Origin of the sequence: Rhodococcus sp. ACPA4 (genome assembly GCF_002300185.1) — a bacterium.
GTDB lineage: Bacteria > Actinomycetota > Actinomycetes > Mycobacteriales > Mycobacteriaceae > Rhodococcus_F > Rhodococcus_F globerula.
In genome coordinates this window covers 3,617,897-3,629,802 of the sequence record NZ_NSDY01000001.1, presented here as the reverse complement: position 1 = coordinate 3,629,802, position 11,906 = coordinate 3,617,897, and the positions used below count along the sequence as shown (strand labels likewise).

General features: G+C 58.7%; 11 protein-coding genes. 9 read left to right on the top strand and 2 right to left on the bottom strand.

Annotated features, from left to right (window positions below; translation table 11 throughout):
- Positions 1-94: 94 nt before the first annotated feature.
- From CJ178_RS16435 to CJ178_RS16405, 7 genes are all read left to right on the top strand, one after another.
- Entirely contained in the window at positions 95-1,057 is a 963-nt protein-coding gene (locus CJ178_RS16435; protein ID WP_218833732.1) for a VOC family protein, read from the top strand.
- Positions 1,058-1,269: 212 nt separating this feature from the next.
- Entirely contained in the window at positions 1,270-1,677 is a 408-nt protein-coding gene (locus CJ178_RS16430; protein WP_033236762.1) for a nuclear transport factor 2 family protein, read from the top strand.
- A 181-nt stretch (positions 1,678-1,858) separates the two neighbouring features.
- Entirely contained in the window at positions 1,859-2,605 is a 747-nt protein-coding gene (locus CJ178_RS16425) for an SDR family NAD(P)-dependent oxidoreductase (protein WP_033236804.1), read from the top strand.
- A 78-nt stretch (positions 2,606-2,683) separates the two neighbouring features.
- Positions 2,684-3,529, top strand: a complete 846-nt coding sequence (locus tag CJ178_RS16420; protein WP_033236763.1) for a TauD/TfdA dioxygenase family protein — start codon at positions 2,684-2,686, stop codon at positions 3,527-3,529.
- 301 nt (positions 3,530-3,830) lie between these two features.
- On the top strand, positions 3,831-4,280 hold the full coding sequence (locus CJ178_RS16415; protein WP_179300762.1) for a carboxymuconolactone decarboxylase family protein: 450 nt from the start codon (positions 3,831-3,833) through the stop codon (positions 4,278-4,280).
- Positions 4,281-4,636: 356 nt separating this feature from the next.
- Positions 4,637-5,212, top strand: a complete 576-nt coding sequence (locus tag CJ178_RS16410; protein ID WP_257013220.1) for a VOC family protein — start codon at positions 4,637-4,639, stop codon at positions 5,210-5,212.
- A gap of 53 nt (positions 5,213-5,265) precedes the next feature.
- Positions 5,266-6,855 (top strand): FAD-dependent oxidoreductase, encoded by a 1,590-nt coding sequence (locus tag CJ178_RS16405; RefSeq protein ID WP_257013218.1) that lies wholly within the window; start codon positions 5,266-5,268, stop codon positions 6,853-6,855.
- Positions 6,856-6,929: 74 nt separating this feature from the next.
- Here CJ178_RS16405 and CJ178_RS16400 read toward each other — a convergent pair whose 3' ends face one another.
- Positions 6,930-7,910 carry an NAD(P)/FAD-dependent oxidoreductase gene (locus CJ178_RS16400; RefSeq protein WP_033236766.1) on the bottom strand — a complete coding sequence of 327 codons (981 nt, stop codon included), beginning with the start codon at positions 7,908-7,910 and terminating at the stop codon, positions 6,930-6,932.
- Positions 7,911-7,986: 76 nt separating this feature from the next.
- Positions 7,987-9,504, bottom strand: a complete 1,518-nt coding sequence (locus tag CJ178_RS16395; RefSeq protein WP_179300761.1) for an MFS transporter — start codon at positions 9,502-9,504, stop codon at positions 7,987-7,989.
- A gap of 592 nt (positions 9,505-10,096) precedes the next feature.
- On the opposite strand from CJ178_RS16395, the gene CJ178_RS16390 reads away from it, so the two are divergent.
- Positions 10,097-10,378, top strand: coding sequence for a ferredoxin (locus CJ178_RS16390; RefSeq protein ID WP_033236768.1), 282 nt, complete (start codon positions 10,097-10,099; stop codon positions 10,376-10,378).
- Positions 10,379-10,444: 66 nt separating this feature from the next.
- The gene (locus tag CJ178_RS16385; RefSeq protein WP_033236769.1) at positions 10,445-11,881 is read left to right on the top strand and encodes an aromatic ring-hydroxylating oxygenase subunit alpha; all 1,437 of its coding nucleotides are present in this window, start codon (positions 10,445-10,447) and stop codon (positions 11,879-11,881) included.
- Positions 11,882-11,906: the final 25 nt, after the last annotated feature.

Sequence of the window (11,906 nt, the reverse complement as noted above, 5' to 3'; positions counted from 1 at the left end):
CCCGGTACCGATACACAAACGCACCGGTGCACAACGATACCGGTGCGCAGAGGGAAATCGATCGATTGCATTGTCATGACACGAGAGGGTGACCATGTCTGAAAACACAAGAAGCATTATAAATGCTCAAGCTCGTGAGCGTGACTTTCGCGTCAAGATGATCTACCACCCTGTGCTTCACGTTGTTGATCTCGACGAAGCCGAAGATTTTTACCGGAGGGTTTTCGGCCGGTCGAGCACCCCCCTCGCGTCGGTAAGGAAAGCACCGCCGAAGCCGAATCATTCCATCGACCATTCGATATTTACTTCTGTTGGCGACGTTCTGATCGACAGTCTTGATCCGAAGCGGTACATCACTGGGGGAGTCCAGCGACCTGCAGTCGAGCAGGGACATTTGCAGACCTTCGGTTGGTACATCGAGGGAATGCCCGAGCTTTACCGCGAACTCAAGCATCAAGGCATCCGAGTTACCAACAGCCAGGACGAAATTGCCGAAGGCGACGAGCTGCCGATGGCCGGCCCGATTCCGCACTTCCATACGCTTCCGGTGGATGCCGGAATTCGTTACTACTTCTTTCCGCTGTTTCCCTTCAAGCCTGACCTCCGACTGACGCCTGACTGGTCTATTCCCGTTGTGTCAGAAGATGACCCGCTGGGCATCGAATACTGTTCGCACCACACGGTATTGACTGATAACCCGAACCGGGCACACAAGTTTGTCGTCGATGTCTTGGGTGGAACAGTCATCCATGAGGGTCACGACGATGTCCGGTGTGTCACCGGTTCGTACGTTCATCTTGCCGATGCGATCCTCCAGTACGCAGCACCGGATGCAGATTCGGCCGCGCAAGCAGACCTTGCTGCGAATGGTGCGGACGACGTGTATCACGCAATAACATGGAAAGTTGTCGACATCGATCGGGTCGAACGTCATGTCGAAGCCCAGGGCTTGCGCATCTTGACCCGCACTGACGACACGATCATTACCGACCCCTCTACGAGTCTCGGTGTCCCGTGGGGCTTTACAACCAAGAGGGTCCCAGGTGATCCGCGTTGAACATGTACGCCTGCGCGCACCGGGACGCCCAACCGCTGGGTTTCGAGAAGATTGCCGGAAAATATGCTTCCCATTTCTTAACAAACTGTGCTTAACTATCTGTGTTGGCAGTCACATCTCGAACCAAAATTGTGGGCATCCGCCGCCCATCCCACCCGCACCCTTCGATGCCCATTCCGTCTGTGTATCGATGTGCTGACCCAGGAGGTCGTATGAGTACGGAAACTCTGACCTACGCAGACGTTGTCGCAGGTGTCCAGGCCAGCCTCGCTGCATACACCCAGGCGATGGATTCTGGCCGTTTCGACGACGTCCTAGCCACATTCAGCAGCGACGCCGTATTCGAGATTCCCAATTTCGGTGTGGTTGCCGAGGGGCACGATGCGATCCGTGAGTACTACGCGACCACGACAGGTGGGGCGCCCTTACGGCATGTGGTCGTCAATACGCTTGTCTCCGATCAGAAGGAAGGCGAGGTAGAGGTGAGCAGTGACCTCCTCGTCCTTCAAAAGGGCGACGCCGGTTGGGGGCTCATCATGGTCGGTAAGTATCAGGACATCCTGCGGTCCGTCAGCGGCGCGTGGCTGTTCCAGCGCCGGACACTGTCCTTTGCAATCTGAGTTCCAAGGTCTTCGATCGGCCGGCTGGTCAATTCGGAGTGCTCCGGGAACCAGCCGAAAGTCCGAGAATCAATCCGGTGCCTCCGGAAGATAATGCCGCGTTTGAAAGGTCCATGGTTATGGCCGTTAGGGATTGGTCGAAGTTCGTGAGTCTTTTTGAGGGATTGGGTCGGTGCTTGTGATGAAGCGTGTGGCGGTGGTGACCGGCGGCGGTTCAGGTATCGGCAGCGCAATTTGTCAGCGCCTGGGTGCCGACGGTTACGCGGTCGCTGTTCTCGACCTCAATGGTGACGGTGCCGAGTTGACAGCGAAAGAGATCGTAGCTGCCGGTGGCCAGGCTGTCGGGTATCAGCTTGACGTCAGTGATCGAACTGACGTCGATCGCGTCCTCGGAGAGGTCCGGGCAGAGCTGGGTTCAGTGAGTGTGCTGGTTACCAGTGCCGCGGTTGCCATTCAGGAGCCGTTCGCGGAAATCAGTGTGGAGTCCTGGAATCGGATCATGGCGATCAACCTCACCGGCACATTCAACTGTGCGCAATCGGTTTTGCCGGAAATGGTCGAATCTGGTTGGGGCCGCGTAGTTTTCATTTCCTCGTCGAGTGCACAGCGTGGCGGTCCGAAGATGGCCCATTACGCCGCGTCGAAGGGGGGTGTGATCGCGTTGACGAAGACGCTTGCTCTCGAATACTCGCCGTTGGGCGTGACGATCAACAACATTTCCCCGTCTTCGATCGACACCCCCAGTGTTCGCCGTAAGCAGGAAGCCGGTCTGGTCCCGTCGAATGAAGTGATGGGCCGACATATTCCAGTGGGCCGCATGGGCACCGGCGCAGATATCGCAGGGGCGTGTGCGTACCTGTGTTCTGACGACGCGTCCTTTGTTACCGGGCAGACCGTCAGCGTCAACGGCGGTTCCTACCTCGCCTGAACCTCGCCGTAGCCGCGCCGGCTACGGCGACAGGTCTATTCCGGACAGGAATCCTTTTCTCCAAGGAGACAACGTTTCATGAGTACCTTGACCATCAACACACTGACGGCGTCCATGGGCGCAGAGATCAGCGGCATCGGCCTCGACCAACTGCTTCACGACGACACTGTCCCGGAACTGATCTGGAACGCACTACGCGAGCACGGCGTCCTTCTTTTCCATGACCTCGGGTTCACTCCGGACACCCAACTCCAATTCAGTGAACGACTCGGCACCCTGGACCGCACCAACGGGGAGCAGTACAACGAACCCGGAATTCAGCGGGTCTCGATGGACCCGAAGAAGAACGGTGGCCAGGAGACCGTGCGCGGCACGTTCAACTGGCACATGGACGGCTGCACTCTGCCCGCCGAGAAGAACCCCTCACCGGCAACAATCCTCACCTGCGCGGTCACATCCGAGACCGGCGGCCAAACCGAATTCGCCAGCACCCGTGCATTCTTCGACTCGCTCAGCGATGAAGAGAAGGACCGGTTGTCGACGATGCGGGTTGTGCACTCCGTCGCCGGTTCCCGGCGACGAGTGATCCCGAACCCTACTCCGGAGCAGGAACAGGCCTGGGCGGCGATGCAGAGCCGTGAACACCCGATGGTCTGGCGGCACCGTGAGGGCCGCCCTTCGGTGATCATCGGCGGCACGTCGGACTACATCGTGGGTATGGGTAAGGACGAAAGTCGGTTGTTCCTCGACGATCTCGTTGCTCGGGCCACAACGCCGGATCGGGTGTACAGCCACGAATGGTCGGTCGGTGACACCGTGATCTGGGACAATCCGGGGATGCTGCACCGTGTGCAACCCTACGAAGACGGTTCCGCGCGCGAAATGATCCGCTGCACACTTGTCGGTGAGGAACCCACTGAGTAACACCCAGCTTGGGTTTGTAGGGTCTGCTGCACAGCCGGCAGAAAACGTAAGGCAATATGTCAACGCGTAGACCGTGTGGGGGAGGTCGACAAAGGTGAGCGACCCCAGTCCGACTGGATCGTCAGTCCCGTCTACCAGAGCACAATGGAGTGACGCAGTGAGTGAACCCCGGATTGTTCCTCGCCCCCTGGAAGATTGGGACGAAGAAGTTCGAGACGCGTTGTCTGTCCTGAGCACGGGCAAGAGCAACTCGACTGTCGGCGCGCAGCCACCGGTCGTGACTCCTCCCCAGCCCCGATCAGTGCCCAACATCATCGCTATCTACGCGTGGCACCCTGAGTTGAGTCGCAGTTGGCTGACGTTTTCCAATCATCTGCGCGATTCGACGTTGAATGAACGGGACCGGGAGCTACTCACGCTCGGGACTTCATGGTTACGACGAGGTGAGTACGAGTGGGCGCAACATACAGGAATGGGTCGAGCTGCGGGGCTCTCCGATGACGAGATCGAGGCCGTCAAAATTGGCTCATCGGCGACTATCTGGAGTCCGATGGATGCGGCTTTGCTCCGCGCCGTAGAAGAAATCTGCCAGGACCGTTACGTTTCCGACGCCACCTGGGCTGAGCTTGCAACATACTTCGATCGCAAGCAGATGATGGACGTGGTTTTCCTGATCGGCGCCTACGACATGCATTGCATGGTGTTTAACACCTTCGGGCTGCAACTGGAACCTGGAATGCAAGGTTTCTAGTCGCCCTGGACTCCCCACGATGAAAGTCCTTGTGGAGCAGTCGGTCAATTCGCAGGGGGACGTACCCACTGGTGCGGCCCGCCCCGACGGCCTGTGGGGGACGGTTGTCGATGCCGCGAATCGGAGTCGCCGGGTCCAACACCTGTGATGCACTGCGCTGTTCGGGGCAGTCGACCGGTTAGGCGCTCGAGCGTCCACTACCGCTGAAAGGATCGGATCCGATTCCGCCTGATGGTATGAGCGGTGGACTCGATGCCTTCCGAGCGGCGACAGTCAATGTGTTGTGGGCTCGGTGATCTGCACACGCTCGTGGCGAGCGCCCACTCATATCTACAAGGCTGAAGGTGAGGTTTCGGATGAAATCATTGAGTGATCTGCTACGTAACTGTATGCAACTCGGATATGTGGCAGACGATATCGATGCCGCCGCAGAATTTCTCGAGAAAACGCTGGGGACAGTCCAGTGCGTGAAACACTATCGATCGTCATTGGGTCGTCGGCCTGATGAGATTGCGGCCGAAGAGTCCTCACGTGCGAATGGGAATGAACCCCAGGGATCGTTCGTAGTTGTCGGAGGAACAATAGCCGAAGAATGGGTGATCGATGTCGCGTTGGTCAACGCCGGCGCAACCAACATCGAGATCATTCGGCCGGTCAGTGGCGCGGTCGATCTTTACCGGGGCGCACTGCGCGGCGGTGCTCCAGCGACACTCCATCACATGGGTTTTCGCGTGGACGATTTCGACGAGGCATCCGCAATCGTTGCCGAAAGTGGGCGTACGTGGGCGCAATACGGAAGAAGCGGCGGTATCCGGTTCGGTTATCTGGATCTGACGGCGGAACTCGGTCACTTCGTCGAGGTGATGGAACTCGACGAAGCCGGTGCGAGCGGATTCGCGAAGCTGGAAGCGGCCTCGAACGCGGTCAATTGATTTCCGCTACATCGCGTGTCGCGCATTTCCGGTAATACACGAGAGGAATGAAAGTGGAAAGCAATAAGATTGATGACATCTACGATGTCATCGTCGTCGGTTCAGGTGCCGGGTTGGTCGGTGCACTCGCTGCGGCTTCGCGCGGTCTGCAGACTCTTGTCATCGAGAAGACCGAGTTCATCGGTGGTACAACCGCATACTCGGGGTCTGGCCTGTGGCTGCCAGGCAATGTCGCGGAGCGTCGCGCCGGGGTCGACTCCGGTCCGGATCAAGCCCGGCCTTATCTGGATGCGATCGTCGGTGACGATGCTCCCTCTGCGCTGAGAGAAGCCTTCCTGCAGGTGGGGGCGCCGATGATCGACGAACTGGAGAGCCATGAATGGCTTGGACAGTTTTACTGGCAGGGCGTTCCTGACTACTTCGAGAAGGCTCCGGGCAGCTTGTCGACCGGGCGCACGATTTTTCCTGAGCCGCTTGATCGTTCGGCTTTGGGTGACCTCGAGCCGCTGGTTCGGCGACCGCAGTGGGCTGAGCGTTCGGGTGCAGAGCCGGGGCCCGTCATGACTGGCGGGCAGGCGCTGATCGCTCGACTGTTGCTTGCCTTCGTAGCCACTGGTAACGGAACGATCCGCACAAACACCGGTCTGGAGCGGCTCGTTCTGGAGGGCGACCGCGTAGTTGGGGTCGACGCGACCACGGATGGTGGATCGATAACTATCCGTGCGCGTCAAGGCGTGCTCCTTGCAGCCGGTGGCTACGAGAGGAACGCTGAACTGCGTCAGAAGTATCAACCGGAAGTGACGGATGAATGGTCCCAGGGAGCGCCCGGCAATACTGGTGATGCTCTAGTTGCCGGGATGGAAATCGGTGCTGCGACTGATCTACTCGAGGAAGCCTGGTTTGCTCCGGGACTGGTGGTTCCCAATGAGCGTCCGGTGTTCTATACCTCTGTGTGGAGTGGCATTTGGGTGAACGATGCCGGTGAGCGTTTCATGAATGAACGACTTCCGTACGACAGGTCGGGTCATGAGATACTTCGTGCGCACCGAGCGTCGGAGGTGTCGCATCTGCCGACGCATTGGGTGTTCGATCAACGCCAGTTCGACAACGAACGGGCATTTGCATCGCCTCCGGTCGCACCGCAGTCCACGAATTGGTTCGATGTGGACAAGTTCCTCGCTGCCGGTGTTCTCCGAAAGGCTGACACACTCGAGGAGTTGGCAGAGCTTATCGGTATTCCGGCAGGCGCCCTGACGAAGAGCGTCGAGCAGTTCAACGAGTACGCGCGCAGCGGCAAGGATGAAGCGTTCGGCCGAGGCGACGCACCGTGGGATCGAATCATCGTCGGTATGTGTGGCAGTCACGAGGACGGCCCGAATCCGTGCCTGGGTGTAATCGACAAGGGGCCGTTCTACGCGGCGCAGATCGTACTGTCGGATCTCGGGACGAAGGGCGGACTGAAGACGGACGAGAACTCCAGAGTTCTGCGGGAGGATGGGTCTGTGATTTCAGGTCTCTATGCCTCGGGCAACACGATGGCACCGATGACTGGTCGGATTTACCCCGGTGCGGGTGGTCCGGTGGGATCGTCGATGGTCTTCTCGTACCTGGCTGCTTTGGACATGGCTGGTCCGAACGGCTGATTCGCGAAGTGTCAGATGAAAGTCGATGGCCCCGAAGGATTTCCTTCGGGGCCATCGACTTTCTGATCTGGTGTTTATGCAGCGTCGGTTGAGTGACCAGGAAAGAGCGAGAGTGCAGGATCCAAGGCGACGGCTGCGTTGTTGACAGCTGTGGCAACCTCGCCGAACCCGACCGACATGAGCCGAACCTTGCCTGTGTACGACGTGATATCGCCGGCCGCATAGACATGTGCGGCGGTGGTCTGCATACGAGTGTCGACGACGATCGTGCGGCGGTCCAAGTCCATGCCCCATTCAGTCAGCGGTCCGAGATTGCTGATGAATCCCAAGGCGGCGACTACCGCGTCCGCCGGGAGGATTCGAGGCTCACTCTGACCGTCGATTCGAATGTGGGCTTGCTGCAGTGTGCCGTTTCCGTGGAGCGCCTCTACCTGTGCGTCGGTAATGATCTCGACGCCGCTGTCCATCAATTCCTGAACACTCGCCGCGTGGGCTCGGAACGCGCTGCGGCGGTGTACCAAAGTGACGGATCGAGCGATCTTCCGCAGGGCAAGGGCCCAATCTACGGCGCTGTCGCCGCCGCCCACGACGAGTACGTCGCGGTCAGTGTGTTCCTGCGGGTCGGGTACGAAATAGCTCAGGCCACGATCGAGAAACTCTTCTCCGGCCGGGAGTGTGCGGGGAGTGAAGGTCCCGATGCCGGCGGTGACGATCACTGCACCGGCATTGACAACGGTGCCATCGGAGAGTGTGACAACAGGGCGACCGTCGGTGTAACCGAGAGTGACTGCTTGGCGCCCTAGAAGGTAGATCGGTTTGAAAGCGTCGGCTTGTGCCTTCAGCGCAGCGACAACTTCCCGGCCGAGAGAGCCCGGGACGGCTGCGATATCGCGGATCTCCTTCTCGGGATACAGTGCGGTGATCTGTCCTCCGCACTGGGGAAGGGCATCGACGAGCACTGTGGACAAGCCGCGAAAACCTGCAGAGTATGCACCGAACAGTCCAACGGGACCTGCACCGATGATGAGGATGTCTGTCGTAACGGTCTCGGCCATGGGCCAACCTCCTGATGTGTGGCAACGATGAGTTTGGTCTGCTACCGATGCGTGTCGGCAGACCAACGTGTAGATGTCAGATCTTGTTGGCTTCTAGATCGGCTGCTGGCGGTGCGACGCCGTCAGCGGTATCCGATGCTGGGTTCGGGCTGTTGACCGAGAACTCCTCGAAGCTTTCTCCACGCCGCTCGCGGAGAACCGTGGCACCGACGACGAGGGCAACGACACAGATTGCGGCCGAGATCCACAGCCACATGGTGATGCCCTGGTCTTGGTAGAACACACCACCTTCCGGTGCGGCCATCATGTAGGGAGCCAGGACAGCGAACATGACGACGGGAAGAATCGAGGATGCTCCTGTCGTACACAACTGAACCGTGCCGGCGGTCGATCCTTGGTCGCCGACGGGCGTAGCACGCATAACCAGATTCGGGATCGCAGCGTTGGACACGCCGCCTGCCAGACCGAGGAGCAGACTGCCGATCATCACGGTGGCGAAAGTATCGTGTGCCAGCGCGAGCGAGATCAACGCCGTCGCAAAGAGGGCGACTCCAAGGGTCAGGAATATCCGCGGGTTCCGCCCCCGTGCAAGGAGGAAGCCGATGACGACGCCGCCGATGACCGTGGCCAGTTGTTTCGGAGTCGCGATGCCCGAGAATTCGATGGTGTTCAGTCCGAGACCGTATGTGCCGCCGTTGTCCTTCGAGGTCATGGCGAGCAGGGGGATCAGCTGGTAGATCGAGGCGGATATCGAGTATGAAATCGCTCCGGCGAACGCCACGAAGACGAGGGGCTTACGTCGGAAGAGCGAAAGATTGATGATGGGCTCGTTGGCATTACGGGTGTGTCGTACAAACAGGAATCCCAGAGCGATGCCGATGAGCAGGAGTGGTGAGGCTTCGAGCCAGCCCCAAGTCCGGCCCATACTCACGTAGAGCATCACAGGCAGGACAGCACCAGCCAGGATGAGGCCGCCGAGTAGATCCGGCTTGGCCTCACGGCGCATCTTCGATTCGGGCAGGGTCACCCAGATAGCGACGCACAGGCCGAGAGTCCATATGGCATCGAACAGGAACATTCCGCGGAAGCCGTAGTTTGCCAGTAGCCAACCGATGACTGTAGGTGCCGCGAGGGAGAAGGCGCCCATTCCTGTCACGGTGATACTGGCCGCGAATGCTGCTTGTTTGGGCGGGTAGATGTCACGGACGAAAGAGGGGATCAGCGAGAGCGTTGCGAGGATAGGACCCTGGAGTACACGACCGATCAGCAGGATCGTGAAGTTCGGAGCGACGGCACAGATGAGGGCACCAACTCCGGACACCATCATCGTGATCAGCAGCACCCGGCGTTTGCCGTAGAGGTCGGCAGTTTTACCGAGCAGCGGTGCACATACCGCGCCGACGAGGAAGTAGACGGTTGTCAGCCAACCGCCCTGCGTCGTCGGGAATGCCTTCAGAATGTCGGGCAGGCCGATTGAAACCATGCTGGTGCCCAGCGAGAGCGCTTCGAGCACCATCGCCATGAGAATTGTTCCGACTATCAGGCGGACGGTCCAACCCTGCGCGGATCCGGGGTCGCTGCCATTCTTTGTCATCGAAAGTGCCATCTGAGATCTCTTCTCATTGAGGTAAGGACGAACCTGCAGGCACGCAGCCTCGCGAGTGTTCGCTCTATGAGGGACTAGGTGTAGCTGTGGTGCAGAAGACGGTCGGCGACGTTGCATGATCCGGCAATGTGGGGTCTTCAGGGCCGCAACGACTTCCGTAACGATGCTGAGACGAATGGCCGGCGTCAGATTGCCGTCGGCACGAGGAGGGGATTGTGCGTGTTGTCGGCGCAAGTGCAGTAGCCGCGCCCTCACACGCGGGTCCGTCATTGTCCGGCAAGCATAAATCGTGTTCATGCAAGTTACATAGTCCCGGTTCCGTTTGATGGAATGGCGAATGGACATTCGGAAACGACTGGTGGAGAGTCTTTTTCAGGTCGGATATATGGGTTTCGGCGGGTGGCAGTGACTCCTCGCGAACGTGCAGATCTGGTTAGGACGTTGTTCGAGCAGTCGGTCGCGCATCGCTAGATTGCGCCTAGGCACTGCCGTCAACAGTCGCTGCGTATCGGATTGCTGTCGGGGAAGTAAACCTTCTGCGAGGCCCCGGAAAAGCTAGTGGACGAGGAAGGCATATCGCATGAGTGACGAAGTTCGAGTGTGGATCGAACACAACCTGTGTACTGGAGATGGACTGTGTGTTCAGTACGCCCCCGATGTCTTCGAGTTCGACGCGGGTGGGGTAGCGCACGTCAAGAACGACCCTGCTGGACCCTTGTTGACCGATGAGGGGGCGTCGGCGAATGTGCCAGAACACCTTCGCCTCGATGTCATAGATGCAGCAGACGAATGTCCCGGTAACTGCATCCACGTTGCCCGCCTGTCAGACGGTGTCGAAATCGCCGGTCCGAACGCCGGCTAGTCGTTGTCCCAGTTTCCCGTGCAGACACGCACGATTGAGCATCAGTTACAAGAGGAGTGATTGTCGATGTCGGTTCTGGATGAATCCAAGGTCGATCGGGTTGTTCCGTGGTTCGAGGGTGATGTTCCGGCGGAGCAGGTTCCTGAGAAGTACCGTCTGGGTAGAGCTTTCATTCCGAAGACTCGCTTCCTTGATCAAGAGTTCTTGGATCTCGAGCTCGGTAAGATGTTCACTCGGACGTGGCAGATTGCGTGTCGGGTTGAGGAGTTGCCGAGTGTCGGTTGCTTCGTGGAGTACGAGATCGGTCGTTATTCCATTCTGGTGGTGCGTGAGTCGAAGGATTCGATTCGTGCGTATCACAATGCGTGTCGGCATCGCGGTACTCGCCTTGCGCGTGGGCGTGGTCGGGTGGGTTCGTTGATCTGTCCTTTCCACGGGTGGCGGTGGAATCTGGACGGTTCGATCAAGCTGGTGCTCGACCGTGAGGAGTTCGTGCCGCGTTCGGATGACGATCTGGGTTTGGGGAAGGTGAGAGCGGAGCAGTGGGCGGGTTTCGTATTCATCAATATGGATCCTGAGGCGAAGCCGCTGCTCGAGTATCTGGACCCGATCGCGAGGATTTTCGAGCCGTTCCAGATCGAGAATTTTCGGATCCGGTGGGGCAAGGGCGTTGTGATGGAGTGCAACTGGAAGACGGCGTTGGATGCGTTTCTCGAGGCGTATCACGTTGCGGGTACGCATCCTCAGCTGTTTCGTCTTGATCGCACCAATGACAAGATTGCGTCGTTGCGCGAGCTTGATATTCGTCCGTGGGCGCCGACGACGGTGTATGAGCGGCATGCTCATTATTCGGCGCTCGGACCGAAGTCGTCGGCGTCGAAGGATGCGGGTAAGGATCCGTCGAAGCGTAGTGGCGACGGTAAGTCCGATGAGCGCTTGTCGGTAGCGAATGCAGTGCAGTACCTGCACGAGGATATGGGTGGGCTGGAGAACGAGCGTAGTTGGCGTGCTGCGGAGGCGTTGAAGACGTCGGAGGTGCCTGAGGGTATGTCGGCGGGTCAGTATTTCCTTCAGTTGTATCGGGAGCTTTCGATTGCGGAGGGCTACGACTGGCCGGTTATTACGCCCGAGCAGTGGACGGAGGCGGGTAGTGCGTGGAATGTGTTCCCTAACAGCATTATTCTTCCTGGTCAGGGGTCTGTGTTCTGGTATCGGTCGCGTCCGGTCGACAATGATCCGAACAAGTGTCTGTTCGAGGTTTTCAGTCTTGATCAGATTCCGGTTGCCGACTACGACAAGAAGCGTGAGTTTACGCCGGAGTATTTCGATGATTACCGCGATGCCGATATGGGGCAGGTTTTCAATCAGGACTTCGCGAATATGAAGGAAGTGACGGTGGGAATGCATTCGCCGAGCTTTGATGGTCATCGGCTCAGCGAGGAGCAGGAGATGACGATTTGGAATCATCATCGTGTTGCGGATCGCTATATCTGGACCGACTGACCTCGGCACGCAGCAATTCGTGTTT

Bases quoted from the DNA above. Each gene is read 5' to 3' on its own strand.
- CJ178_RS16410 (WP_257013220.1), top strand. From the start codon at position 4,637: ATGAAATCATTGAGTGATCTGCTACGTAACTGTATGCAACTCGGATAT.
- CJ178_RS16400 (WP_033236766.1), bottom strand. From the start codon at position 7,910: ATGGCCGAGACCGTTACGACAGACATCCTCATCATCGGTGCAGGTCCC.
- CJ178_RS16385 (WP_033236769.1), top strand. From the start codon at position 10,445: ATGTCGGTTCTGGATGAATCCAAGGTCGATCGGGTTGTTCCGTGGTTC.
- CJ178_RS16420 (WP_033236763.1), top strand. From the start codon at position 2,684: ATGAGTACCTTGACCATCAACACACTGACGGCGTCCATGGGCGCAGAG.
- CJ178_RS16395 (WP_179300761.1), bottom strand. From the start codon at position 9,504: ATGACAAAGAATGGCAGCGACCCCGGATCCGCGCAGGGTTGGACCGTC.
- CJ178_RS16425 (WP_033236804.1), top strand. From the start codon at position 1,859: ATGAAGCGTGTGGCGGTGGTGACCGGCGGCGGTTCAGGTATCGGCAGC.
- CJ178_RS16435 (WP_218833732.1), top strand. From the start codon at position 95: ATGTCTGAAAACACAAGAAGCATTATAAATGCTCAAGCTCGTGAGCGT.
- CJ178_RS16390 (WP_033236768.1), top strand. From the start codon at position 10,097: ATGAGTGACGAAGTTCGAGTGTGGATCGAACACAACCTGTGTACTGGA.
- CJ178_RS16430 (WP_033236762.1), top strand. From the start codon at position 1,270: ATGAGTACGGAAACTCTGACCTACGCAGACGTTGTCGCAGGTGTCCAG.